The organism is Neisseria sp. P0019.S003 (assembly GCF_051957115.1).
Classification (GTDB): Bacteria; Pseudomonadota; Gammaproteobacteria; order Burkholderiales; family Neisseriaceae; genus Neisseria; species Neisseria flavescens_D.
This window is the reverse complement of sequence record NZ_JBQCWT010000002.1, coordinates 284718-308701: the sequence shown is the minus strand read 5'-3', so window position 1 is coordinate 308701 and position 23984 is coordinate 284718. Positions and strand designations below refer to the sequence as shown.

27 protein-coding genes are annotated in these 23984 nt (G+C 46.7%); 24 read left to right on the top strand and 3 right to left on the bottom strand.

The window, feature by feature from the left end:
- The first annotated feature begins 4 nt into the window (after nt 1-4).
- From ACTHTS_RS04630 to ACTHTS_RS04595, 8 genes are all read left to right on the top strand, one after another.
- Nucleotides 5-319 carry an integration host factor subunit beta gene (locus ACTHTS_RS04630; RefSeq protein ID WP_003678992.1) on the top strand — a complete coding sequence of 105 codons (315 nt, stop codon included), beginning with the start codon at nt 5-7 and terminating at the stop codon, nt 317-319.
- Nucleotides 320-578: 259 nt separating this feature from the next.
- Nucleotides 579-1715: a cell division protein ZapE gene (zapE, locus tag ACTHTS_RS04625; protein ID WP_440369345.1), complete on the top strand. Its 1137-nt coding sequence runs from the start codon at nt 579-581 to the stop codon at nt 1713-1715.
- A 94-nt stretch (nt 1716-1809) separates the two neighbouring features.
- Nucleotides 1810-2235 carry a nucleoside-diphosphate kinase gene (ndk, locus tag ACTHTS_RS04620; RefSeq protein ID WP_440369344.1) on the top strand — a complete coding sequence of 142 codons (426 nt, stop codon included), beginning with the start codon at nt 1810-1812 and terminating at the stop codon, nt 2233-2235.
- Nucleotides 2236-2403: 168 nt separating this feature from the next.
- Entirely contained in the window at nt 2404-3492 is a 1089-nt protein-coding gene (gene rlmN, locus ACTHTS_RS04615; protein WP_003683577.1) for a 23S rRNA (adenine(2503)-C(2))-methyltransferase RlmN, read from the top strand.
- A gap of 8 nt (nt 3493-3500) precedes the next feature.
- On the top strand, nt 3501-4256 hold the full coding sequence (gene pilW / locus ACTHTS_RS04610) for a type IV pilus biogenesis/stability protein PilW (protein WP_440369343.1): 756 nt from the start codon (nt 3501-3503) through the stop codon (nt 4254-4256).
- Nucleotides 4257-5141 (top strand): helix-turn-helix domain-containing protein, encoded by an 885-nt coding sequence (locus tag ACTHTS_RS04605; protein ID WP_440369342.1) that lies wholly within the window; start codon nt 4257-4259, stop codon nt 5139-5141. It begins immediately after the preceding gene.
- Between the two features lies 1 nt (nt 5142).
- A complete protein-coding gene (gene ispG / locus ACTHTS_RS04600; protein ID WP_070826285.1) occupies nt 5143-6408 on the top strand; it encodes a flavodoxin-dependent (E)-4-hydroxy-3-methylbut-2-enyl-diphosphate synthase in 1266 nt (421 codons plus the stop codon).
- A 33-nt stretch (nt 6409-6441) separates the two neighbouring features.
- Complete coding sequence (locus ACTHTS_RS04595) at nt 6442-7287, top strand: DUF817 domain-containing protein (RefSeq protein WP_070589759.1); 846 nt, start codon at nt 6442-6444, stop codon at nt 7285-7287.
- Nucleotides 7288-7345: 58 nt separating this feature from the next.
- On the opposite strand, the gene ACTHTS_RS04590 is transcribed toward ACTHTS_RS04595, so the two are convergent.
- Together ACTHTS_RS04590 and ACTHTS_RS04585 are read right to left on the bottom strand one after the other, a co-directional pair.
- A complete protein-coding gene (locus tag ACTHTS_RS04590; RefSeq protein ID WP_440369341.1) occupies nt 7346-8887 on the bottom strand; it encodes an L-lactate MFS transporter in 1542 nt (513 codons plus the stop codon).
- 223 nt (nt 8888-9110) lie between these two features.
- Entirely contained in the window at nt 9111-9692 is a 582-nt protein-coding gene (locus tag ACTHTS_RS04585; protein ID WP_440345686.1) for a superoxide dismutase, read from the bottom strand.
- Nucleotides 9693-9846: 154 nt separating this feature from the next.
- Here ACTHTS_RS04585 and dnaB point away from each other — a divergent pair, with 154 nt between their 5' ends.
- The 6 genes from dnaB to ACTHTS_RS04555 all read left to right on the top strand — a co-directional run bounded on the left by dnaB (nt 9847) and on the right by ACTHTS_RS04555 (nt 14694).
- Complete coding sequence (gene dnaB, locus ACTHTS_RS04580) at nt 9847-11253, top strand: replicative DNA helicase (RefSeq protein ID WP_440345687.1); 1407 nt, start codon at nt 9847-9849, stop codon at nt 11251-11253.
- 157 nt (nt 11254-11410) lie between these two features.
- The gene (locus ACTHTS_RS04575; RefSeq protein WP_440345688.1) at nt 11411-12076 is read left to right on the top strand and encodes a GspH/FimT family pseudopilin; all 666 of its coding nucleotides are present in this window, start codon (nt 11411-11413) and stop codon (nt 12074-12076) included.
- Between the two features lie 15 nt (nt 12077-12091).
- Nucleotides 12092-12739 carry a type IV pilus modification protein PilV gene (gene pilV, locus ACTHTS_RS04570; protein WP_440345689.1) on the top strand — a complete coding sequence of 216 codons (648 nt, stop codon included), beginning with the start codon at nt 12092-12094 and terminating at the stop codon, nt 12737-12739.
- Between the two features lie 2 nt (nt 12740-12741).
- Nucleotides 12742-13677, top strand: a complete 936-nt coding sequence (locus ACTHTS_RS04565) for a PilW family protein (protein ID WP_440369340.1) — start codon at nt 12742-12744, stop codon at nt 13675-13677.
- The gene (locus tag ACTHTS_RS04560; RefSeq protein WP_440345691.1) at nt 13656-14201 is read left to right on the top strand and encodes a pilus assembly PilX family protein; all 546 of its coding nucleotides are present in this window, start codon (nt 13656-13658) and stop codon (nt 14199-14201) included. Before ACTHTS_RS04565 ends, ACTHTS_RS04560 begins: the two co-directional genes overlap by 22 nt.
- A 4-nt stretch (nt 14202-14205) precedes the next feature.
- Complete coding sequence (locus tag ACTHTS_RS04555; protein WP_440345692.1) at nt 14206-14694, top strand: PilX family type IV pilin; 489 nt, start codon at nt 14206-14208, stop codon at nt 14692-14694.
- A gap of 53 nt (nt 14695-14747) precedes the next feature.
- On the opposite strand, the gene ACTHTS_RS04550 is transcribed toward ACTHTS_RS04555, so the two are convergent.
- On the bottom strand, nt 14748-15368 hold the full coding sequence (locus ACTHTS_RS04550; protein ID WP_107723136.1) for a Smr/MutS family protein: 621 nt from the start codon (nt 15366-15368) through the stop codon (nt 14748-14750).
- Between the two features lie 136 nt (nt 15369-15504).
- Between ACTHTS_RS04550 and ACTHTS_RS04545 the strand changes: the two genes are divergently transcribed.
- From ACTHTS_RS04545 to ACTHTS_RS04500, 10 genes are all read left to right on the top strand, one after another.
- Nucleotides 15505-15882, top strand: a complete 378-nt coding sequence (locus ACTHTS_RS04545; RefSeq protein ID WP_101755531.1) for a hypothetical protein — start codon at nt 15505-15507, stop codon at nt 15880-15882.
- A 135-nt stretch (nt 15883-16017) separates the two neighbouring features.
- Nucleotides 16018-17493 (top strand): anthranilate synthase component I, encoded by a 1476-nt coding sequence (gene trpE / locus ACTHTS_RS04540; RefSeq protein ID WP_440345693.1) that lies wholly within the window; start codon nt 16018-16020, stop codon nt 17491-17493.
- Nucleotides 17494-17556: 63 nt separating this feature from the next.
- Nucleotides 17557-18180: a hypothetical protein gene (locus ACTHTS_RS04535; RefSeq protein WP_440345694.1), complete on the top strand. Its 624-nt coding sequence runs from the start codon at nt 17557-17559 to the stop codon at nt 18178-18180.
- 3 nt (nt 18181-18183) lie between these two features.
- Nucleotides 18184-19131, top strand: a complete 948-nt coding sequence (locus ACTHTS_RS04530; protein ID WP_440345695.1) for a hypothetical protein — start codon at nt 18184-18186, stop codon at nt 19129-19131.
- Nucleotides 19132-19134: 3 nt separating this feature from the next.
- On the top strand, nt 19135-19458 hold the full coding sequence (locus tag ACTHTS_RS04525) for a hypothetical protein (RefSeq protein ID WP_440345696.1): 324 nt from the start codon (nt 19135-19137) through the stop codon (nt 19456-19458).
- A 9-nt stretch (nt 19459-19467) separates the two neighbouring features.
- The gene (locus ACTHTS_RS04520) at nt 19468-20091 is read left to right on the top strand and encodes a hypothetical protein (RefSeq protein ID WP_440369339.1); all 624 of its coding nucleotides are present in this window, start codon (nt 19468-19470) and stop codon (nt 20089-20091) included.
- 3 nt (nt 20092-20094) lie between these two features.
- Entirely contained in the window at nt 20095-21507 is a 1413-nt protein-coding gene (locus ACTHTS_RS04515; RefSeq protein WP_440345698.1) for a hypothetical protein, read from the top strand.
- A gap of 98 nt (nt 21508-21605) precedes the next feature.
- Complete coding sequence (locus ACTHTS_RS04510) at nt 21606-22175, top strand: RNA 2'-phosphotransferase (protein ID WP_440369338.1); 570 nt, start codon at nt 21606-21608, stop codon at nt 22173-22175.
- A gap of 83 nt (nt 22176-22258) precedes the next feature.
- Nucleotides 22259-23395: a 5-(carboxyamino)imidazole ribonucleotide synthase gene (locus ACTHTS_RS04505; protein ID WP_440345701.1), complete on the top strand. Its 1137-nt coding sequence runs from the start codon at nt 22259-22261 to the stop codon at nt 23393-23395.
- Between the two features lie 72 nt (nt 23396-23467).
- On the top strand, nt 23468-23950 hold the full coding sequence (locus ACTHTS_RS04500; protein ID WP_440345702.1) for a GNAT family N-acetyltransferase: 483 nt from the start codon (nt 23468-23470) through the stop codon (nt 23948-23950).
- Nucleotides 23951-23984 lie beyond the last annotated feature (34 nt).

Below are 23984 nucleotides of genomic sequence, written 5' to 3'. Positions count from 1 at the left end.
AGACATGACGAAGTCTGAATTGATGGTTCGCCTCGCAGAAGTGTTTGCCGAAAAAAATGGCAACCAACTGCTGGCTAAAGATGTCGAATACAGTGTAAAAGTCTTGGTTGATACCATGACCCGCTCACTGGCTCGTGGACAACGTATCGAAATCCGCGGCTTCGGCAGCTTCGACTTGAACCACCGCCCTGCCCGTATCGGGCGCAACCCGAAAACCGGTGAACGCGTGGAAGTGCCAGAAAAGCATGTCCCTCACTTCAAACCGGGTAAAGAGTTGCGTGAGCGTGTAGACTTGGCATTGCAAGAAAGTGCTCATTAATACTTAGTAGCAAAACGCCGCAGAAATGCGGCGTTTTTTTGTTTTCGCAAGAAATACAAAGCCAGATCTTTTCACGCATACCTTAATCACACACTATTTCAACTATATTTACTACAATGCTTTTGCAAAAAACGCAGGCCGTCTGAAATCATTTATAATAGACCGACTATTCTGTAATGAAAACATCATTCCAACTACTGTCCAAACTATTGCGGATGATGTTTCAACTATCGCCAGCAAAGCATAATAAAGGTTACACATGAGCAATAGAGACCAACTATTCACACCACCTCCATTTGAAAACCACAGCCCATTGACTTGGTATCAAGCTGCAGCCGAACAGCCCAACTTTATCCGCGACGAAGCCCAAGCGCGAGCCATTGAATATTTGGATCGTTTGTGGACCGAGCTGATGATGTTCAAACGCAAACGCAACCGTTTTCTCGGCCGTAGCTTGCGTTCCCCTCAAGTACCTAAAGGACTCTATTTTTATGGCGGCGTAGGACGCGGTAAAAGCTTTTTGATGGATGCTTTTTTCGGCTGTCTCCCTTATCGTCGTAAGCGTCGCGTGCATTTCCATGCCTTCATGGCCGAAATCCATCAACGCCTTAAAGTCTTGAAAAGCGAAGCCAATCCCTTAAAAGCCGTTGCAACAGAAATTGCCAAAGAAACACGCGTATTATGTTTTGACGAGTTCCACGTCAGCGATATTGCCGATGCCATGATTCTAGGCCGTTTGCTGGAAAACCTGTTGAGTGAAGGTGTAGTCTTGGTAGCCACTTCCAACTACGCTCCATCCGAACTCTATCCTCAAGGCCAAAACCGCAGCAGCTTTCTCCCAACCATCGCCCTTATCGAGTCCAACCTGACCGTTTTAAATGTGGATGGCGGCGAAGATTACCGCTTGCGTACGCTGCGTCCTGCCGAAATTTTCTTTGTCCCCAATAATGAAGAAAATGAGCAAAAACTGGCTGCTTTATTTAAGGAAATGAGCGGAATCTCTGAATTAAACCCAGGCATCAGCATTATTCATGGACGGGAAATTCCTCATAAAGCCCAGTCAGAACGCGCCATCTGGTTTGATTTCCGCGCATTATGTTTTGGCCCACGCTCACAAGCTGACTACCTGTACTTGGCCGAACATTACGAGATGGTTTTCCTTTCAGGATTGGAACGCCTGACCCCTCAAGAAAAAGCAGAAGCACGCCGTCTGACATGGTTGATTGACGTTTTATACGATTTCCGCGTGAAATTGTGTGCCACCAGCTCAGTTGGCGTAAACGATATTTACGTTGAAGGCGATTTCGCCGAAGAATTTACCCGTACAGCCAGCCGTATGATCGAAATGCAATCCGAAGTTTATTTGGAACAACCGCACCTGACTTTAAGCAAATAATGCCTTTCCCAAAAAGGGGCGAAATTTGGTAGAATACACTTCCCTCGCCTCTTGGCTACGATAACTTACCTTTCAATAAAAACAAGGACATAACATGGCCATCGAACGTACGATTTCCATCATCAAACCCGATGCAGTAGAAAAAAACGTCATCGGCAAGATTTACAGCCGCTTTGAAGAAAACGGCTTGCGCATTATTGCGGCAAAAATGAAACATCTCTCTGAGCGTGAAGCAAAAGAGTTTTATGCCGTACACAAAGACCGCCCTTTTTATGAAGACTTGGTTAAATTCATGACACGCAACCCCGTCATGATTCAAGTATTGGAAGGTGAAAACGCCGTTGCAAAAAATCGTGAATTGATGGGCGCAACCAATCCAGCCGATGCAGCTCCGGGTACAATCCGTGCCGACTTTGCAGAATCTGTCAGTGTTAATGCCGTACATGGTTCTGACAACGTTGAAAATGCTGCAATTGAAATTGCTTACTTCTTCAGCCAAAGCGAAATCTGCCCACGCTAAGAGTAAAAGCCTATAGCCGCTTTACGGCCGTCCGATTTATATCGGACGGCAAAACTGCTTTGTATGTCCTACAAATTAAAGGCCGTCTGAAAACCCAAAGGCTTTTAAAGCAAAGCTGCCCAATAAGCCCCTTTGCTTTAAAAGCTTTACTGAGAAACATAAAAATACATGAAAACCAATCTACTGAACTACGATTTAAACGGACTGACGCAACACTTTGCCGAAATGGGCGAAAAACCTTTTCGCGCCAAGCAGGTAATGCGTTGGATGCATCAAGCGGGTGCACAAAACTTTGAAGAAATGACTGACTTGGCCAAATCATTGCGCGCCAAATTGAATGAACAAGCCACAATCGAAGTGCCTAAATTAATGATGGCACAAGAATCTACTGATGGTACACGCAAATGGTTGCTGGATGTCGGCACGGGCAACGGTGTAGAAACCGTTTTCATTCCCGAAGCCGAACGCGGTACTTTGTGTATCTCTTCCCAAGTCGGATGCGCATTGGAATGCACCTTCTGCTCTACCGGACGACAAGGTTTCAACCGCAACCTGACTGCCGCTGAAATTATCGGTCAGCTTTGGTGGGCCAATAAAGCCATGGGCGTTACCCCTAAAAACGAACGCGTTATCTCCAACGTCGTGATGATGGGCATGGGCGAACCCATGGCAAACTTTGACAATGTTGTTACCGCGTTAAGCATTATGCTGGATGACCACGGCTACGGCTTGAGCCGCCGTCGCGTAACTGTTTCCACTTCGGGCATGGTTCCACAAATGGACAGACTGCGTGATGCAATGCCTGTTGCTTTAGCCGTGTCTTTACACGCATCCAACGATGAAGTGCGCGATCAAATTGTTCCACTCAACAAAAAATACCCGCTCAAAGAATTGATGGCGGCTTGTCAACGTTATCTGGTCAAAGCCCCCCGCGACTTTATTACCTTTGAATACGTTATGCTCGATGGCATCAACGATAAAGCACAACATGCGCGCGAATTGATTGAGTTGGTTAAAGACGTACCCTGCAAATTCAATCTGATTCCGTTCAATCCTTTCCCAAATTCCGGCTACGAACGTTCTACCAACGAAAATATCCGTGTCTTCCGAGATATTCTGCAACAAGCCGGCTTTGTCGTTACTGTCCGCAAAACCCGCGGCGACGATATCGATGCCGCTTGCGGACAATTGGCCGGACAAGTACAAGATAAAACACGCCGCCAACAAAAATGGCAACAGATTTTGGTCGAACAATAAGGTTAATTATGAAAATCAAGTTCGGATTCGCTTTACTTACCGCACTGACTCTTTCAGCCTGCGCTTCCTCTTCCGGCCCAAGCCCTAAAGAACGTGCCATTCAAGTTTCTAATATCAAAACCCAGCTTGCCGTGGAATATATGCGCGGCCAAAACTACCGCCAAGCTACCGAAAGTATCGAAGAGGCACTTAAATTCAATTCAAAAAACGATATTGCTTGGCTGGTACGCGCCGAGATTTATCAGTATTTGAAGGTCAAAGACAAAGCTCAGGAAAGCTTTCTTAAAGCATTGTCTTTAAAACCTGATAGTGCGGAAGTCAACAACAACTACGGTTGGTTCTTGTGCAATCAAATGAATGCACCAGCCGAATCTTTAGCTTATTTTGACAAAGCACTGGCCGACCCAACCTACCCAAGCCCCTTTATTGCCAATATGAATAAAGGCATTTGCAGCGCAAGGTTAGGCCAATACTCTTTGGCTCAAGCCTATTTGGAAAGGTCTTTGGCGGCCAATCCACAATTCTTCCCTGCTTTCAAAGAACTTGCCCGAACCAAAATGATGGCAGGCAATCTGAACGATGCCGACTATTATTTCCGCCAATACCAAAGTAAAGTCGATGTCCTGCAGGCTCACGATTTACTTTTAGGCTGGCGCTTGGCCACTGCCTTGGGCAATAAACACGCCGCATACGAATACGAAGCCCAACTTAGGGCAAACTTCCCTTATTCTGACGAACTACAAACTGTTACAACAGGCCACTAAATGGAAAATAACGATAAAATCAACTACGACACACAAGCCGCCAAAACACTGGGGGATGAATTACGAAAACACAGAACTGATGCCAAAATCGATATTGAAGATGTTGCTTCACGGTTGAAACTGTCTGCCGAACAAATTGATGCCTTAGAAAAAGGGGAATATTCAAATTTTCCGGGTCTGGTCTTCGTCTCAGGCTATCTGCGTTCATATGCACGATTTCTGAAAATCGATGAACAAACCATCGCCAAACATTTGCGCTCCATTACTCCGCAACTTGAAGACCATGTATACGCGGTAACACGCAGTGCCAACACCGGCTTAAGCTACAAAGACACTGAGAAACAAGGCTTCCCAAAATGGATATTGGGAGTAGCCGCATTAGCTTTGGCTGTAGGCGGCGTTTACTTTTGGCAAAGCAAATCCAGTTTTGAAAATGAACAGGCAAATATTCAAAACAGCAAAGATGTTGCTGATACAATGAAAACACCTGCCTTAAAAACGGATAATGTTGCCGTTAGCGAAATGACGGAAGACGGCAAAAAAGAAATCACCAATAAGCCTGAAATGGCCAATGATCAAGCTGTCTCAGCAGCTTCCGCCGTCGTACAAGAAGAGAAGCCTGCCGTCAAAGTTGAGAAAGACGAACTTTGGATTAAAGTCCAATACCGAAGCAATCTGATTATTACGGACAAAGATGGAAAAGTTGTATTCAGCCGTATCGTTCCGGCCGGAAGCGAACAACGTCTGAGAGGCGGCGCGCCTTACAATGTTTGGATCGGTATTGCAGCCGGCTCTGAAGCCAATTACGGCGGCACACCTATCGAACCTTTGAAATACCGTGTTACCGGTGAAAAATCCGCCTCTTTTGTTGCAGGAAAAAACTAAAATGACCACACCTAAACGCCGTCAGACACATCAAGTCAAAATTGACCATCTCATCATCGGCTCCGATGCGCCCGTTGTTGTGCAATCTATGACCAATACCGACACCGCAGATGCAGAAGCAACCGCCCGACAGGTCAAAGAGTTGAGCGATGCCGGCTCGGAAATGGTCCGCATCACGGTTAATACTCCTGAAGCGGCTTCCAAAGTAGCCGAAATCCGCAGCCGCTTAGACGATATGGGCTATACCACTCCGCTGATTGGTGATTTCCATTTTAATGGGGAACGCTTATTGGCTGAATTTCCCGAGTGCGGCAAAGCCCTATCTAAATACCGCATCAACCCGGGCAATGTCGGCAAAGGCGCAAAAGGCGATGAGAAATTTGCCTTTATGATTCGTACAGCGGCAGAAAACAATAAAGCCGTACGCATCGGTGTGAACTGGGGTTCGCTTGATCAAAGCCTTGCCAAACGTATGATGGATGCCAACCTAGCTTCTGCTACACCGAAGCCGCCTGAAGAAATCATGAAAGAGGCTTTGATTGTTTCTGCGCTGGAATCGGCAGAAAAAGCCGTGGCTTTGGGCTTGCCCGAAGACAAAATCATTTTGTCGTGCAAGGTCAGCGCCGTACAAGACTTGATTCAGGTTTACCGCGAATTAGGCAGCCGTTGCCGTTACCCGCTCCATCTAGGTCTGACTGAGGCTGGCATGGGCAGCAAGGGCATTGTGGCTTCCACCGCAGCTTTGGCCGTATTGTTGCAAGAAGGTATCGGCGACACCATTCGAATTTCCCTTACGCCCGAACCTGGCTCCCCGCGTACACAAGAAGTCATTGTCGGTCAGGAAATCCTGCAAACCATGGGCTTGCGCTCCTTTACACCAATGGTTACAGCCTGCCCGGGTTGCGGCCGCACCACCAGTACCGTATTCCAAGAGTTGGCTCAAGACGTACAAAACTATTTACGCCAAAAAATGGCTGTTTGGCGCACTGAGTATCCAGGCGTTGAATCATTGAACGTCGCCGTAATGGGTTGCGTGGTAAATGGTCCGGGCGAAAGCAAACTTGCCGACATCGGTATCAGCCTGCCAGGTACAGGCGAAACACCGGTTGCGCCGGTTTATGTTGACGGCGAGCGGAAAGTCACCCTCAAAGGCGACAATATCGCTGCAGAGTTTTTACAAATCGTTGAAGATTATGTCAAAACCAACTACTGCGAAGGTGGCGCAAAACGTAAGCAAAACCGCGTTATTCCGATTCAATCTGCCTAAAACATTCTCAAGATAAAGAGGCCGTCTGAAAATATGTTGGGCAAACTGGATACTTGGCTGACTGAACATCCCAAACGCAAGGATTTGCATGGTTGGCGACGCTTTATCGTTGAATTTTGGTTTTTCGGTTTGAAAGAAGCACGAGCCTGCTTATTTGCAGGCTTGTTTTTCATTGCCATGTTCCTCGTTCCGAAAACAGGCTGGTTAGGAATTTCACGCTACGACCTACTGCTGATTTTTGCCGTCTCCGTTCAAGCAGCCATGCTGTATTTCAAGCTGGAAACTTGGGATGAAGTGAAATCGATTACGCTGTTTCACTTGGTAGGCTTTGCTTTAGAGTGGTTCAAGACATCAGGCGATATCCAGTCTTGGAGCTATCCGGATGAGGCTTACACTAAAATCGGCGGCGTACCGCTGTTTGCGGGCTTCATGTATGCTGCAGTCGGCAGCTATATCATTCAAGCATGGCGGCTGTTTGACCTCAAAATCAAAAGTCATCCGCCGTATTGGTTGGGCACTTTGTGCGCACTGGCGATTTATATCAATTTTTTCACCCATCACTATATTGGCGACTATCGCTGGTATCTTGCTGCTTTTGCTCTCGGCCTATACGCTCGGACAACGGTCTTATACACGCCCTATGACACCACTCGCAAAATGCCGCTCCTGCTCGCTTTCGTCCTGATCGGATTTTTTATTTGGCTGGCAGAAAATTTGGGAACCCTATTCGGCGTTTGGCGTTATCCCAACCAAATCGGCGCGTGGGCATCGGTACACATCAGCAAATGGAGTTCATGGGCTTTATTGGTGATGATGACTTTTACCATCGTTGCGAATTTAAAACACATCAAACATACCATCAGCGTATCAAAAGATTAGTTGCTTAATATTTTAAAAGGCCGTCTGAAACTTTCAGACGGCCTCTAATTTTCAACAATCAATTAAACAAACTTAAGGCTTTCACAAAAACCATAATGACGCCATAGCCCAAAGGGATACAGACCAAAGCCCAGCGCCACCATACGCCGATACCGCCCGCTGATACTTTCTTGCTGATCAGATAGGCATCGGATACAGCGGTTTCATCATCGGGATTGCGGCTATGTGCCGCTACTTTAATGTCTTTCTCGTGATGCTTTTCATGAACCGAACGGACACTCAAGTTACACAGCAAACCGACAATCAACAAACCCGCCATAATATACATGGTAATGCTATAAGCTTCAGCAGCCGGAACGCCGCTTTCAATTTGACTTTGGCGGATATAGTTGACCAACACCGGGCCAATAACAGCCGCAGTTGACCATGCCAGCAAAATCCTACCGTGGATTGCACCTACTTGATAAGTGCCGAACAAATCCTTCAGATACGCCGGAATCGCTGCAAAACCGCCGCCATACATGGAAATAATGACGCAGAACCCAATAACAAACAAAGCCTTGTTGCCGCTCTCGCCAATCGACGGAATGGCAAAATACAACAGCGAGCCGAGCACAAAGAAAATAGTATAAGTATTTTTACGGCCAATTTTGTCGGACACGCTGGACCACAAAAATCGGCCACCCATATTAAACAGGCTCAACAGACTCACAAAACCTGCCGCCGCACCCGCACCAATGGCCGCTTGTTTTCCTACAGATGCCTCGGAAAAAAGCTCCTGAATCATGACCGAGGCCTGACCCAAAACGCCGATACCCGCTGTCACGTTCAAGCACAACACCCAAAACAAGAGCCAGAATTGCGGCGTTTTCATGGCTTGTGAGACATTGACATGATTGCTGCTGACCAATTTGCTTTTGATTTTCGGCGCAACATAACCTTTAGGTTTCCAGCCATCGGCAGGTACACGGATCGTAAATGCACCGAACATCATCAACACCAAATAAAACAACCCTAAAACCACAAAAGTCTGCGCGACGCCAACCGAAGTTTCACTGGAGAAAAAATTCATCAGCGACACGGATAAAGGCGAAGCCAACATCGCGCCACCGCCAAAACCCATAATCGCTAAACCTGTCGCCATGCCTGGTTTATCGGGAAACCATTTCATCAAAGTCGATACAGGCCCGATATAGCCCAAGCCCAAACCAACCCCGCCAATCACACCGTTGCCCAAATAAAGCAAAAACAGATTGTGCGTATGGACGCCGATCGCCGACACAAAAAAGCCCAAACTAAAGCAGCAGGCAGCAACAAACATTGCTTTACGCGGCCCAACGCGTTCCATCCATGTACCGAACATGGCCGCTGACGCCCCCAACATCGCCAAGGCAATACTGAAAATCCAACCCACCGTGGTCAGCTTCCAATCTCCTGCAGCCGACTCAGTGATACCGATAAGCTTGGTCAGCGGCGCATTGAACACGGAATAAGCGTATATCTGCCCGATGGCAAGATGCACGGCCAAAGCGGCAGGCGGTACCAGCCAACGATTAAAGCCGGGTTTGGCAATGGTCGCCTCACGGTCTAGAAATTTCATAAAATCCTCTTGTCTATGTGTGTCAAACGCTGATTCCATATCATGCGTAATCAAAAAATTGTTGACAATATTTTAGCATAATCTCCCGTTTATCCTTTTTTCTGCTCCATGATAATTTTGCGTATCAGACAGAAAAAACATTCATCTAAACCATTTCTTCACGCCAATATCGACAAAAAGGCCGTCTGAAAATTTTTCAGACGGCCTTTTCACTCATATCGTTTTATGCGGCGAAGCGTTTGGCAACTTCATCCCAGTTAACGATTTCCCAGAAACCTTTCAGGTAGTTAGGACGGCTGTTGCGGTAGTCGATGTAATAGGCGTGTTCCCATACGTCGCAAGTCAACAGCGGAATGTTTTCAGTAGTCAGCGGAGTACCTGCATTGGAAGTAGAAACCAGATCCAATTCACCGGCAGGCGTTTTCACCAACCATGCCCAACCGGAGCCGAAAGTACCGGCCGCGCAAGCATTGAACGCTTCTTGGAATTTCTCGAAGCTGCCCCATTTGGCGTCGATGGCCGCAGCCAATTCGCCGGCAGGTTTGCCTTGGCCTTTAGGGGTAAAGCCCAGCCAGTAGAAAGTATGATTCCAAGTTTGGGCAGCGTTGTTGAACATACCGCCGGAAGATTTTTTCAGGATTTCTTCCAAAGGCATTTCTTCAAACTCAGTGCCTTTGATTTGATTGTTCAAATTGGTGATGTAAGTTTGATGGTGTTTGCCGTAGTGAAACTCCAAAGTTTCTTTGGTCAGATGTGGGGACAACGCATCCAGTTCATAAGGCAATTGTGGCAGCTTGTGTTCCATTTTTATGCTCCTAATTATTGATATTTATATTTTGGTAGTGTGTGTTGTCAAATCGACAACATAGCTATTTTACCTGCTTTAGCGTAAACAAACCAATTGAACTTACACTGCGCTATAATAGTGGATTGCAATTTTCCAGCCAGAGATGCCCGTCATGAGCAATTATTCCGATATGCCGTCTGAAGACCGTGAAATCAGCGCATTGTCACTACCGCCACATTCCACAGAGGCGGAGCAATCCGTATTGGGCGGCCTGATGCTGGAAAATTCTGCTTGGGACCGTATTGCCGATGTCGTTTCCGGCGAGGATTTCTACCGCCACGAACACCGCCTGATTTTTCGTGCGATTGCCAATCTGATTAATGAAAGCCGTCCTGCCGACGTTATTACCGTTCAAGAAAGTTTGGAACGCAATGAAGAATTGGACGCGGCAGGCGGATTCAACTACCTGATTACGCTAGCGCAAAACACGCCATCTGCTGCCAATATCCGCCGCTACGCCGAAATTGTGCGCGAGCGTTCCATCATGCGCCAGCTTGCCGAAGTTGGCACGGAAATTGCACGCAGTGCCTACAATCCGCAAGGGCGCGATGCAGGCCAGCTTTTGGACGAGGCGGAAAACAAAGTATTCCAAATTGCCGAAAGTACCGCCAAATCCAAACAAGGCTTCCTTGAGATGCCCGACCTTTTGAAAGAAGTGGTCGAGCGCATCGATATGCTTTATTCGCGCGACAATCCTGATGAAGTAACCGGTATATCGACAGGTTTTATCGACCTCGACAAAAAAACATCAGGCCTCCAACCGGGCGATTTGATCATCGTCGCAGGCCGTCCGTCTATGGGTAAAACAGCCTTTTCGATCAATATTGCGGAACACGTTGCCGTAGAAAACAAATTACCTGTCGCTGTATTCTCTATGGAGATGGGCGGTGCGCAGCTGGTCATGCGTATGCTGGGTTCAGTCGGACGTTTGGATCAAAGCGTTTTAAAAACCGGCAGATTGCAAGACGAACACTGGGGCCGTCTGAACGAAGCGGTCGTTAAACTCTCCGATGCACCCATGTATATCGATGAAACTCCGGGTTTGACCGCGCTCGAACTCCGAGCCCGCGCCCGCCGTCTTGCGCGCCAGTTCAACGGCAAATTGGGCTTGATCGTCATCGACTACCTGCAATTAATGTCAGGCTCCGGCCGTTCTGACAACCGCGCTTCCGAGCTTGGCGAAATTTCCCGCTCCCTCAAAGCATTGGCGAAAGAGTTGCAAGTTCCCGTCATTGCCCTGTCACAGTTGAGCCGTACAGTTGAGCAGCGTACCGACAAACGCCCGATGATGTCCGACTTGCGTGAATCCGGTGCCATCGAACAAGATGCCGACTTGATTATGTTCATGTATCGTGATGAATACTACAACTCAGAATCACCCGCAAAAGGCTTGGCGGAATGTATTATCGGTAAACACCGTAACGGTCCCGTCGGGAAAGTATTCCTCACTTGGATGGGTCAATTTACCAAATTTGATAATGCCGCCTATGTTCCAGAATCCATGTTGATGGAAGATTGAGACAGATTGTCTGAAAAACTAACCGAATTTCATATTTTATTAGTCACGCATTCCAAAATCGTTTAGAATAAATCCAATAAAAGCAAAAGCATTGCCACAGGCAAATGCAAAAGAGAAAACGTCGGTTACCCCAACACATTACTACCAAAAATCACTCATGTATCAGACACAAAAAGGCTTCACTCTAATTGAGTTGCTGATCGTCATTACTATTGCAGCAGTAATGGCCGTCATCGCACTTCCAAATATGAATCAATGGATTGCCTACAAACGTGCGGCATCGCAAGCAGAGCAAATTGCTAATCTGCTGCGCTTCGCGCGAAATGAGGCCGTCCGTCTCAATCTTCCCGTTTACATTTGCCCGGTCAAAATTAAATCCGATGGCTCGCCCAATAACGGTTGCGATTCCAAATATGCCGGTAATGGTATGTTGGCCTACGCCGATAAAAACGAAGACTTACGCTATCAAAACGATACTGTCGATTTATCCATCCGCTCCATTATTCTCAATGGGGACACCGACAAAGTGGAATACAGCTTCAACTATATCCCTATCGGCAATGACCGTTCTACCCTTTCTGCTTCAGCTTCAAAAGAAGTCTGGTGGAGATTTCTTCCCAATGGTACATTTGGCCATTCAACCGATGGTAAGAATTATCAATTTTCAGACGGCCACATCAAAATCAGCCTAACAGATAAATCTGCCGCCGATGCTGAAACCAAGAAAGCCCGTGCTACCGTACTTTTAATCAATGGTAATGGGCATGTCGAAATCTGTGCTAAAAACGATGAGCGCAAAATGTGCGAATACTCTTCCAAATAATAACAACGGTATCTTATGAACATTACTAATCCTACTCATCTCAGATTATTTAAAGGCCGTCTGAAAACGAGCTCATCAAGCTTTACCCCAAAACTTCAATCAGGCATGACCCTGATTGAAGTTTTGATTGCCATGTTTGTCCTTGCCATCGGTGTGCTGGCCCTTCTGGCTGTCCAACTGCGTACTGTATCCAACGTGCGCGAGTCTGAAAATCAAACCACCGTCGCCCAAATTACGCAAAATCTGATTGAAGGCATGCTCATTAACCCAACGCTCTCTGAAGAAACCGATACTACGGGGGAAAAAACCTCCCGTTATAAAAAATCCTATGATGCCTATCTAAAATCCGACTCTAAACAAACTGCAAAATTTGAAGCCAAAATGAACAAAACCCAACTTGCACAGGCTCAAATTGCCCAGTTTAAAGCCGACTTAGCCAAAGCCCTTCCCGAAGCCCAAGTCTTCTCGACCATCTGCAAAGATTCTTCCGGTGCAGAGCCAACTTACGAAAATGGGTTTAACGCAAAATGCGATGGCAAAGGCGACACGACCATCGTTAAAGTTTTATGGTTGCAAGATGTCGAAGAAGAAAATAGCGCAAAAAATCTCAATAAATCGGGGCATCACGTTGTCTATACCTACCAATCACGCGTAAGAGACTAACAATGAACAATAAACGCTTACTCAACCATATTCCCAATAAAACCGCCATTCGTGGTTTCAGCATCCTTGAATTTCTGGTTGCCAGCCTGCTCAGCATGATCGTCTTAATGGCTGTCAGCTCCACCTACTTTACTGCGCGCGGATTAAACAAGTCTGCCAACGCCCGTATCGGTATCCAACAAGATTTGCGCAACGCCGCCAACATGATCGTCCGCGATGCGCGTATGGCAGGCAATTTCGGTTGCTTCAATATGGCGAATTTTCCTGCCTCTGCAGTGATAGAAGATAAAAGCTCAGATGAATATGCCTTAAAAACAGCCGGTGTTAATAAGCTGTTACCTGTTAAAGAAATCAATAAATTAAGCTATACCGGCTTTACTCAAACTGGCAAAGCCCTGCTGTTCCAATACGGTATCGACAAAGCAGACTCAACTGAAAAAACTGCTATTGCCAGCAGCTGCTCCGGCATTGCCAAACCTCACACAAAAATTAAAGATTTGGCTGTGGCAAAATTGGCTTTAAAAATTACCAACTCTGATCAAGACGGCAGTATTGCCATTATGAAACATGAAATGATTGCCTATGCCGTCGGTAAACTTGGCGAAGAGAGTGGCTTATTCCGTTTCCAATTATCTGATGATGGCTCATGGAGTAATCCGCAGCTGTTGATTAAAGGCATTACAACCATGGATATCCACTATATCTATGCAGAATGTCCTGATTCTGAAAATGCATCTGCCAGCGGAGTAAATACAGAATTATTTGATTACAAAAACGCATTGGATATCTCAGCTGAGGCTAAGTCTCCGGTTTCTATCCAAATCGTACTGAATAACGGCAGTATTGACCCATCAAAAGAACAAGACAATAAAGTCGATATCTATAATATTAATGCCACTATCCGCGGAGGAAACGTATGCGCCGACCGATCACTCTAATCAAACCTGACCGGCAGCAGGGCTATGCTTTGTTTATCGTTTTAATGATGATGGTCGTCATCGCCCTGCTCGTGGTCACAGCTACCCAATCCTACAATACTGAACAGCGTATCAGCACCAATGATGCCGACCGCAAACTGGCAACCACCCTAGCCGAAGCGGCACTGCGTGAAGGTGAAAATCAAATTTTTGATATTGAAGGTAAAAAGACTACTTTTACCGCAAAATGTGAAAAAGGTTTATGTTCCACACCAAACGTCAAATCCAATGACGATTTTACTGAAGAAGGTAGCCCAACCGTAGATGCTTGGAAGCGCAAATGCGACAAAAACCTGTGTATTGACACCAATGGTACGGAATATCCTTTAGATAAAAAAAGCGGCATCGCAAACAATCCACGCTACATCATCGAATATTTAGGCAAAACTACCGAGGGTCGAATTACCTACCGTGTTACAGCCAAAGCATGGGGTAAGAATGCCAATACCCAAGTCATTCTTCAGTCTTACGTTGCCAGCGAATAATAAAATGAATACCGCCTCTACTAAACAACTAGGCTTTACGCTGGTTGAGATGATGATTGCCGTCGCCATCTTAGCCATCCTGAGCGTCATTGCCATTCCCTCTTACAACCGCTACATTGAACGCGGCTACCAATCACAAGCGCATGCCGAGTTAGTCGCCATCAATTCCGCTTTTAAAACCCAGATGGTTAAAAATCCAAAGTGGAAAACTGATGAGATTAAAACCAAGTTGGATGACTTTATTTCCTCATATAAAGGCCATAAAGATTTGGCAGACAAATACAAATACTCTGCCGAAATGATTGATACCAGTACAAGCCGAGCCTATCGTTTGAAAGCCATTCCCACAAAAACAGGCTATACCCTTTCCGTTTGGATGGATAGTTTGGGCAATACTTACAAATGCACTGATATTGATTCCGCCAAAGATTCCAAAACCACAATGACCAATAGCAAAGGTTGCGAATCGGTTTCCAAAAAGAAATCTTCTTAGTCTGACAAATATAAAAAAGCAGTGTCATCTTACTGACACTGCTTTTTTATATTTTACTGTTTCCAATCATCGTCTCGGCGTTGACGCTTCAACAAGATCCTGACTGCACCATCATTACCTTGTCGAGGCTCGACATAAGCCAACACATCAGGATGCTGCATCAACCAGCGGCGCGTCATATTTTTTAAAACCGGTTTATAGCCTGAAGAACCCAAGCCACTACCGTGGACAATCTCGCCGCAAACGCCGCGTTTTTTCGTAAACTCAATAAATTCGTTCAATACCTGCTGCGCTTCTTCCTGAGTATAGCCGTGCAAATCCACATCAGCCACAACAGGATAATGGCCGTTTCGCAAACGCATCAAATCATTTTTACCCTGCCCGTTTTTACTGAACGAAGCCGGCGGTTCTTCCCAGCCGCCGCTGCCCACATAAAAATAATCTTCCTGCTCCAAAGTTGCCATTTCTTTAGGTCGCGGTTTGATAGGCGATTTATCGCGAGGCTGTTCATAATAGTTGCCGGCATTTTTCAAAGGCGTAACCTTGCCAACCGCCTTGCTGAAATCCACATCTTCTGCCTGCTTTTTAGCCTTCGCTTCGGCTTCCCGCTCCGCAGCTTCCTTTTTCGCCTGTTTGCCCAAAGCCTTCAGCGTTTCTTGAAAGTTTGCCGTCATGGTTTGTCCTTTCCAAAAAATTGATTGCACACATTATAGCAAACCCGGCTACAAGGCCGTCTGAAAGACTCTTATCATCGCTTCGTGTTTAGGGTATAGTATTAACGCATTGCCAGTCTTATAAAAGAGAGAAAATATGTTTAAACGCCCAGAAGAAATCATCGTCTTGATACTTGCCCTATTATGGGTCGGACTCAGCTACTACTTTGCCGCCATCCTGATTTCAGATGCCTACACCATCCTCCTGATTACCGTACTGACTTTCGTTTGGGCAGCCATCTGTTTCCTTTTATGGCAGCGCAACTTAAGCCGTCATATTTGGCCGCTGTTCCTCGGCAGCCTGGTTGCCTGCTGGTGGCCATACTTCACTTGGCTTGCCAGCGACGTTCCTGAAGGTACATGGTATTCAGGCTGGACATTCAAATCCATTATCGCCCTGATTCCCGTTGTTGCCGCTTATATTTTCAAGTGGAAACGAAGCCGGAAAAACAAAATCTCCAACACCATTGCCTAATACCTCGCGCCGTCTTTTTCAGACGGCGTTTTCCATATCTGACATAACGCTCAGACTGTCAACAATTCCAATAAAATGCTATACTCTTCACACGATTTAACACCCTAAAACAGGCCGTCTGAAAGACTTATCAAGATGATCAGCAAACAAGAATACCAAGCCCAAGCCGCACAAGGTTACAACCGCATTCCACTCGTTCAAGAGCTGCTTGCCGACTTGGACACACCGCTCTCAATCTACCTCAAACTTGCCAACAAGCCTTTCACCTACCTGCTCGAATCCGTTGTCGGTGGCGAACGCTTCGGCCGCTATTCCTTTATCGGCCTGCCTTGCAGCCACTATCTCAAAACCAGCGGCAAACATGTCGATGTGTATCAAAACGGCGAAATCGTCGAACAACACGACGGCAATCCCCTGCCCTTTATCGAAGCCTTCCACAACCGCTTCAAAACGCCAGAAATCCCAAACCTGCCACGCTTTACCGGTGGCCTGGTCGGCTATTTCGGTTATGAAACCATCTACAATTTCGAACATTTTGCCCACCGCCTGAAACATACGGCCAAAGCCGATCCCCTCGGCACGCCCGACATCCTCCTGATGCTCTCGCAAGAGCTTGCGGTAGTGGATAACCTAAGCGGCAAAATCTACCTGATTGTTTATGCCGATCCGTCTCAAGCCAACGGCTATGAACGCGCACGCGAACGTCTTGAAGACATCCGTACCCAGTTACGCCAAAGTTGTGCCATCCCGCTTTCCCTCGGCAGCAAACAAACCCAAGCAGTCAGCGAATTTGGAGAAGAACCTTTCAAAGCCTGCGTCAATAAAATCAAAGACTACATCTTTGCAGGCGACTGCATGCAGGTTGTCCCCAGCCAACGCATGAGCATGGAATTTACCGATAATCCGCTTGCCCTCTACCGCGCCCTGCGTACGCTAAACCCATCGCCGTATATGTTCTACTACGATTTCGGCGATTTCCATATTGTCGGCTCTTCGCCCGAAATCCTTGTCCGCCGCGAACGCGACGATGTCATCGTCCGCCCTATTGCCGGTACTCGCCTGCGCGGCAAAACACCAGCCGAAGACCTTGCCAACGAGCAAGACCTGCTGAGCGATGCCAAAGAAATTGCCGAACACGTCATGTTGATTGACTTAGGACGCAACGACGTCGGCCGCATCAGTAAAACCGGCGAAGTCAAAGTCACCGACAAAATGGTGATTGAAAAATACTCCCATGTAATGCACATCGTCTCCAACGTCGAAGGCCGTCTGAAAGACGGCATGACCAACATGGACATCCTCGCTGCCACCTTCCCGGCAGGCACACTTTCCGGCGCCCCCAAAGTCCGCGCCATGGAGATCATCGAAGAAGTCGAACCAAGCAAACGCGGCATCTACGGCGGCGCAGTCGGCGTATGGAGTTTCAACAACGACATGGACTTAGCCATTGCCATCCGTACTGCCGTGATTAAAAACAATACACTCTTCGTCCAAAGCGGCGCAGGCGTAGTTGCCGACTCCGACCCAACCTCCGAATGGCAGGAAACGCAGAACAAAGCCCGCGCAGTAATCCGCGCAGCACAAATGGTGCAAGAAGGGCTGGATAAATAATTTTCAGACGGCCTTTTTGACTGAAGTTTATCCAAAAGAAAACTTATCTCTAAAGAAAAAACCATGAAATACGGAACCGCAACTATATTAATTGTTGGGCTGCTTTCAGCCTGTTCTTCCGTCAACACAATGACTACAAAAGAGAGTAAACCCATAAATCAGAATATACAAACCACACCTGGAAGACCAAACCTGACCGCACCCGAAGTGCTGACCAAGGTTTTGGATTTCCTGCGCCATGCCCAATCACCCGATGACTTCCGGATTGAAACAGCGGAAAAAGTAATGAAAATGAAATTTGCCCCATATAGCAAAGAAGAAAAATCGGCATGGGATTTTTATGCAGCCAATAACTTTGGAAATACCGGCTGGGGATGGTGGATTAATTTCAATTCAAAAGAGAAAAGCGGGAAAGTGCACTTATATTTCGGTAACGGAGGGGGGTATTCCCCTGCTACACCGATTTGCCAGATGGATTTGGATCATTTCCATCCGCTGCTGGAGCAGGCGGGGTTTATTTACACAGGTAAAGGACATATGGGCAGACCTTTTAATGGTTACGTAAAAACGTATCCGGATGGATATAAATCTCATCTTAATGTGTTCTACCAAGGGGAAAGCAAAGAAAAAGTATTGCATGACTGTATCAATGAAATTACCTTTCTTGTTTTTAAAAAAGGTTTGTAGAAAATGAATAAAATCAATCCTAAGCTGCAAACTGTTTTAGACAACTTTGCCCAAAACTCTCTACCTAACGGCAAAAAGTCAGATGAATACCGTAATCTGCTTGCTGCAGTAACTGCTTCTCATGCATTAAACGAAAGGCTCAATACGGCAGCAGAAAAAGGCTATTTGGATAAACTGGCGGTCAATAAAAATCCGCATGCTGGCGCCAGCTACAATGCGAGTAAAACCCGGATCTCCATTAATCTGTCGCAGCTGAAAACGAGGCTGTTGTTTCAGACGACGTTTCTTGACAAAAGGTCGTCTGAAAGATCAGCTTCCCTGCCTCGAAAGAACCCTATGCAATACACAATCGCAACTGCATTGACCATCGGGCTGCTGCTTTCAGCCTGCTCCACTGCAAACCCCATACCCACAAAGGAGGGCAACATGATGAATCAAGATACACAGCAGATTGCCGGAAGACCGGATCTGACCGCACCCGAAGTATTGACCAAGGTATTGGATTTCCTGCGCTATGCCCAATCACCTGAGGATTTTGAGATTGAAACGGCAGGGAAAGTAATGAATTTAAAGTTGCTGGAACGTACAGATGGTTATAGCGATTTTTATATCGGTAATAAGTTTGGCGACAGCAATTGGATCTGGTCAATTAATTTTACAAAAGATCAATCCGGAAAAATGCGCTTACATTTCGGTGATGTAGGAGAGGATCTCCCTGCCACACCGATTTGCCAGATGGATTTGGACCGGTTCCATCCGCTGCTGGTGCAGGCGGGATTTACCTATACAGGGAAGGGACGCTTGGGTAAGCCTTTCAACGGCTATGAAAAAAAATATCCGAATGGCTACGAAGCAGATCTCCAAGTCTTTTATCAGGGGGAAAGTGCAGAAAAAGTACTGCATAAATGCATCAATGAAATTACTTTCGATATTTTCAAGCCAGGGTCATAAAACATGAGTCAGATCAATCCTCAACTGCAAAAGATATTGGACGACTTTGCCCAAAATTCGCTCCCCAACGGCAAAAACTCAAACGAATACCGCAATCTGATTGCCACCGTAACGGCATCACCCGTATTGACCGAACGTCTCAATATCGCAGCGGAAAAGGGCTATTTAGACAAACTGGCGGTCAATAAAAATCCGAATGCTGGCGCCAGCTACAATGCGAGTAAAACCCGGATCTCCATTAATCTGTCGCAGCTGAAAACGAGGCTGCTGTTTCAGACGACGTTTCTTGACAAAAGGTCGTCTGAAAGATCAGCTTCCCAGTTTTGAAAGAACCCCATGAAATACACAATCGCAACCGCATTGACCATCGGGCTGCTGCTTTCAGCCTGCTCCACCGCAAACCCCATACCCGCAAAGGAGGGTAACATGATGAATCAAGACAAACAGCAGATTGCCGGAAGACCGAATCTGACTGCACCTGAAGTGCTGACCAAGGTATTGGATTTCTTACACTACGCCAAATCGCCAGAAGATTTTAGAATTGAAACGGCGGAAAAGGTGATGAAAATGAACTTAGTCCCATATAGCAAAGAAGAAAACTCAGCATGGGATTTTTATGCAGGCAATAATTTTGGAAATACCGGCTGGAGCTGGTGGATTAATTTCGATTTGGATAAAAGTGGGACAATGCGTTTATATTTCGGTGATGGAGGGGGGTATCCCCCTGCTACACCGATTTGCCAGATGGATTTGGATCAGTTCCATCCGCTTCTGGAGCAGGCGGGGTTTATCTATACAGGGAAGGGACGTTTGGGCAAGCCTTTCAACGGCTATGAAAAAAAATATCCAAACGGCTATAAATCACATCTGAAAGTCTTTTATCAGGGGGAAAGTGCACAAAAGGTACTGCATAAATGCATCAATGAAATTACTTTCAATATTTTTAAACCAGGGTCATAAAACATGAATCAGATCAATCCTCAACTGCAAAAGATATTGGACGACTTTGCCCAAAATTCGCTCCCCAACGGCAAAAACTCGGATGCATACCACAATCTGATTGCCGCCGTAACAGCATCACCCATATTAACCGAACGACTCAATACCGCAGCGGAAAAGGGCTATTTGGACAAACTGGCTGTCAATAAAAATCCGCATGCCGGCGCCAGCTACAATGCGAGTAAAACCCGGATTTCCATTAATCTGTCACAGCTAGAAACGCCGGATGAACAAAAATCCCTTATCTTCCAGCTTGGCCATGAAATGCAGCACGGTTTCTTTTACTACGAACAGGGACATAAAGAAACGGAAAACCGGGTACTTGCCGAAATCAACACAATTGCGGAAAGCGATGCCAAGCGCAAAGACTATACCAAACCACTGAAAGATTTGCTGGATGCCGAACGCAACAATGAGGCGTTGGCAATGATTGCGGGCTGGAATGCTGTCGTCAGCTACGAACAGAAACAGCAGGGGAAAACCAATCTCAGCCTGCAAGAGGTTGTCGGTAAAGGATTCGGATACGAGCAGTATTTTTTAGATGAAACTGCACTTGGAAATAAAAAGATTGTCCCTACCCGAGGATTGAAATTCAATCCCGATATGACTGTCTCCGACAGCCAAAAAGAAATCCTTGCCCATACCTATTACGACCAGCCGCCCGAAAAGGCACAACTGGGGCCGCACGGCGAATCGGACTACCGCAACATCTATGCGGCGCACGTCATTGGCTACATCGTGCGCAAGCATTACGCACATGACCCAAAAGCCAAGCTGGTCATCGATATGAAGGGGCTGGGACTGGAAGAGCGTCAGCTCGAGATCAACGGCCTGGACTTGGGTGATGAAGACCGCCGCAGAGTGTATTACGACAAATCCCACCCGAAAACACCGCAATACTTTGATCATACCATCAATGGTGACAATCAATTTGAGTATGTTCCGATTACTAACCCTAAATCTGAAACCGAAGAGCAGAACTATCCTTATTCTCTCAAAAATATGCCAGAGCAGGCGCAAAAACTTCACGCGCAAATTACAGACAAATTTACTGAATTTATAAAAAAACATCATCTGCCTTATTCAGAAGACAGTATCCAGAACGGTATTGCGGCCTTAACTGCTGAAGCCTATGCTAAAAAACTTCCTGAAATTATGGCATTCAACATCACAAAAGATAACTGTCTGGGCGTCATGCATAAGGATAATACTTTTCTCCGAATCGCTAAAGTTGATGTCAATGAAGCAATGAACATTGATTCCAGAGAAAGCTTTAAAGATATACTGAAAACTGAACAAAACTTTCAGTTAGAAGCTGAACAACGTGAAATGGAAAAACAGATGAATCATTCACAAAGTATGGGAATAGTTCGTTAATACTGTCAAAAGTAAAGCCTATAATCTCTAGAAATTTTTAGGCTACTATAAAAATTAAATACTGATCTTCTAAACTATATCAGTCTAAAATGGGCATAATGATACTAAACGAAAAACAACTAAAATCCATCAGCAAATTCCTTAGCTTTATCTTACGTCATCATCCTGAGCAAATCGGCATTACTTTGGATAAAGACGGCTGGGTGGATATTGATACCCTGCTGACACAGGTAAATCATCCCGAGCGCGGCTTTACGGGCAATCCGCTGACCTACGAAGTATTGCTGGAAGTGGTCGAAAACAACGATAAAAAACGGTTTACCCTTTTTGAAGACGGCAAACGCATCCGCGCGGCGCAAGGTCATTCGACGGCACAAGTTCAGGTCGAACACAAAGTGGCAACGCCTCCTCAGATTTTGTATCACGGTACGGCTGAGCACTCTGTTCCGTCTATTTTGGAGCAAGGCCTGCATTCTGCCTCGCGCCATTTTGTCCATCTGTCTGCCGATGCCGAAACAGCCGTCAACGTCGGCTCCCGCCACGGCAAGCCGGTTGTATTGACCATCGACACTGTCGCCATGCTTGCGGCAGGACATCAATTTTATTTGGCGGACAACGGCGTATGGTTAACTGAAAACGTTCCGCCGCAATTTATCGGCAAACTTTAAAACATCAGGCCGTCTGAAGCCGTAAAACCATTTTCAGACAGCCCGCAAACACCCTACACAATTTCTTCATAAAGCGATTATCCATGAACACATCCCCCATCCTCCCTCCTGCTATGCTCGGCATTCTTGGCGGCGGACAATTAGGCAGAATGTTTACTGTTGCTGCCAAAACCATGGGCTACAAAGTAACCGTACTCGATCCCGACCCGAATGCGCCAGCAGCGGAATTTGCCGACCGCCATTTGTGTGCGCCGTTTGATGACCCGGCCGCTTTGGAAGAATTGGCAAAATGCGCGGCTGTTACGACCGAGTTTGAAAACGTCAATGCCGACGCGATGCGTTTTCTCGCCAAACACACCAATGTTTCCCCCAGCGGCGACTGCGTTGCCATCGCGCAAAACCGCATTCAGGAAAAGGCATGGATACGCAAAGCTGGCCTGCAAACCGCACCATATCAAGCAGTTTGCAAGGCCGAAGACATTACTGAAGACAGCGTACAATTTCTGCCCGGCATCCTGAAAACTGCCACTTTGGGCTACGACGGCAAAGGCCAAATCCGCGTAAAAACATTGGATGAACTCAAAGCCGCGTTTGCCGAACACGGCGGTGTGGATTGCGTTTTGGAAAAAATGGTGGACTTGCGCGGCGAAATTTCCGTTATCGTATGCCGTCTGAACAATGACAACGTGCAAACTTTCGACCCTGCCGAAAATATTCACGAAAACGGTATCCTCGCCTACTCCATTGTCCCAGCCCGACTGAGTGCCGACATTCAGCTACAAGCGCGACAAATGGCGCAGCGTTTAGCCGATGAATTGAACTACGTCGGCGTATTGGCAGTAGAAATGTTTGTTGTCGGCGATATGCATGAATTGGTCGTCAACGAAATCGCACCGCGTCCGCACAATTCCGGCCACCATACCATCGACGCCTGCGCGGCAGACCAATTCCAGCAACAGGTCCGCCTGATGTGCAACCTGCCTCCGGCTGACACTAAATTGCTGAGTTCTTGCTGTATGGCGAATATTTTGGGCGACGTTTGGAAGGAAGACGGCGGCGAACCCGAATGGCTGCCGCTGCAAAGCAACCCGAACGCACATCTGCATCTTTACGGTAAAAAAGCCGCGCGCAAAGGCCGAAAAATGGGCCACTTTACCGTCTTGGCCAACGATACGGACAACGCGTTCCAAACCGCACAAACCTTACATCAAAGCCTGTAACCTTACCCACTTTTTTCAGACGGCCTTTGATTGCTAAAGGCCGTCTGAAATCAATTTTTCCGACCATCCGCCATGAGCCTTCTGACCATCCTCCGTCCGGCAACCGAAAAAGACTGCCAAGCCATACACAACGCCCATCTGCATGCCGTTCAATACGCCTGCATCCGCAGTTACGATGAAACCATTATGCACACATGGGAAAGTCTGCTCGACATCAACAGCTATTTGGAAACCATCTCCGATAAAAACAAAGCATTGTGGGTGGTCGAATACAAAGGGCTGATTCAAGGCTTCTTCCAAGTCGATTTCAAAGAAGCGCAACTGGACGCCCTATACGTCCATCCGCTCTTCCACAATCTCGGCTTGGGTACGGCCCTGCTCAGCCGCGCCGAAGAAATGGCACGAAATGCAGGTCTCAGCTTTCTCAAACTGTATGCCTCGCTCAATTCCGTGCCTTTTTATCGCCTCAACCGTTATGAATCGCTCGGCACTGCCGTATTGCAGCTGAACAAAACCATCCGCGTCGAATGCGAATTGATGCGCAAATACCTGTAATTTCCCCTTCCTCTGTTGCTTTTTTGAAAGAAAC

Bases quoted from the DNA above. Each gene is read 5' to 3' on its own strand.
- rlmN (WP_003683577.1), top strand. From the start codon at position 2,404: ATGAAAACCAATCTACTGAACTACGATTTAAACGGACTGACGCAACAC.
- ACTHTS_RS04545 (WP_101755531.1), top strand. From the start codon at position 15,505: ATGTTTAAACGCCCAGAAGAAATCATCGTCTTGATACTTGCCCTATTA.
- ACTHTS_RS04535 (WP_440345694.1), top strand. From the start codon at position 17,557: ATGAAATACGGAACCGCAACTATATTAATTGTTGGGCTGCTTTCAGCC.
- ACTHTS_RS04595 (WP_070589759.1), top strand. From the start codon at position 6,442: ATGTTGGGCAAACTGGATACTTGGCTGACTGAACATCCCAAACGCAAG.
- ACTHTS_RS04590 (WP_440369341.1), bottom strand. From the start codon at position 8,887: ATGAAATTTCTAGACCGTGAGGCGACCATTGCCAAACCCGGCTTTAAT.
- trpE (WP_440345693.1), top strand. From the start codon at position 16,018: ATGATCAGCAAACAAGAATACCAAGCCCAAGCCGCACAAGGTTACAAC.
- dnaB (WP_440345687.1), top strand. From the start codon at position 9,847: ATGAGCAATTATTCCGATATGCCGTCTGAAGACCGTGAAATCAGCGCA.
- ACTHTS_RS04605 (WP_440369342.1), top strand. From the start codon at position 4,257: ATGGAAAATAACGATAAAATCAACTACGACACACAAGCCGCCAAAACA.
- ispG (WP_070826285.1), top strand. From the start codon at position 5,143: ATGACCACACCTAAACGCCGTCAGACACATCAAGTCAAAATTGACCAT.
- ACTHTS_RS04530 (WP_440345695.1), top strand. From the start codon at position 18,184: ATGAATAAAATCAATCCTAAGCTGCAAACTGTTTTAGACAACTTTGCC.
- ACTHTS_RS04505 (WP_440345701.1), top strand. From the start codon at position 22,259: ATGAACACATCCCCCATCCTCCCTCCTGCTATGCTCGGCATTCTTGGC.
- ACTHTS_RS04515 (WP_440345698.1), top strand. From the start codon at position 20,095: ATGAATCAGATCAATCCTCAACTGCAAAAGATATTGGACGACTTTGCC.
- pilV (WP_440345689.1), top strand. From the start codon at position 12,092: ATGAACATTACTAATCCTACTCATCTCAGATTATTTAAAGGCCGTCTG.
- zapE (WP_440369345.1), top strand. From the start codon at position 579: ATGAGCAATAGAGACCAACTATTCACACCACCTCCATTTGAAAACCAC.
- ACTHTS_RS04630 (WP_003678992.1), top strand. From the start codon at position 5: ATGACGAAGTCTGAATTGATGGTTCGCCTCGCAGAAGTGTTTGCCGAA.
- ACTHTS_RS04525 (WP_440345696.1), top strand. From the start codon at position 19,135: ATGAGTCAGATCAATCCTCAACTGCAAAAGATATTGGACGACTTTGCC.
- ACTHTS_RS04585 (WP_440345686.1), bottom strand. From the start codon at position 9,692: ATGGAACACAAGCTGCCACAATTGCCTTATGAACTGGATGCGTTGTCC.
- ACTHTS_RS04555 (WP_440345692.1), top strand. From the start codon at position 14,206: ATGAATACCGCCTCTACTAAACAACTAGGCTTTACGCTGGTTGAGATG.
- pilW (WP_440369343.1), top strand. From the start codon at position 3,501: ATGAAAATCAAGTTCGGATTCGCTTTACTTACCGCACTGACTCTTTCA.
- ndk (WP_440369344.1), top strand. From the start codon at position 1,810: ATGGCCATCGAACGTACGATTTCCATCATCAAACCCGATGCAGTAGAA.
- ACTHTS_RS04510 (WP_440369338.1), top strand. From the start codon at position 21,606: ATGATACTAAACGAAAAACAACTAAAATCCATCAGCAAATTCCTTAGC.
- ACTHTS_RS04575 (WP_440345688.1), top strand. From the start codon at position 11,411: ATGTATCAGACACAAAAAGGCTTCACTCTAATTGAGTTGCTGATCGTC.
- ACTHTS_RS04500 (WP_440345702.1), top strand. From the start codon at position 23,468: ATGAGCCTTCTGACCATCCTCCGTCCGGCAACCGAAAAAGACTGCCAA.
- ACTHTS_RS04565 (WP_440369340.1), top strand. From the start codon at position 12,742: ATGAACAATAAACGCTTACTCAACCATATTCCCAATAAAACCGCCATT.
- ACTHTS_RS04520 (WP_440369339.1), top strand. From the start codon at position 19,468: ATGAAATACACAATCGCAACCGCATTGACCATCGGGCTGCTGCTTTCA.
- ACTHTS_RS04550 (WP_107723136.1), bottom strand. From the start codon at position 15,368: ATGACGGCAAACTTTCAAGAAACGCTGAAGGCTTTGGGCAAACAGGCG.
- ACTHTS_RS04560 (WP_440345691.1), top strand. From the start codon at position 13,656: ATGCGCCGACCGATCACTCTAATCAAACCTGACCGGCAGCAGGGCTAT.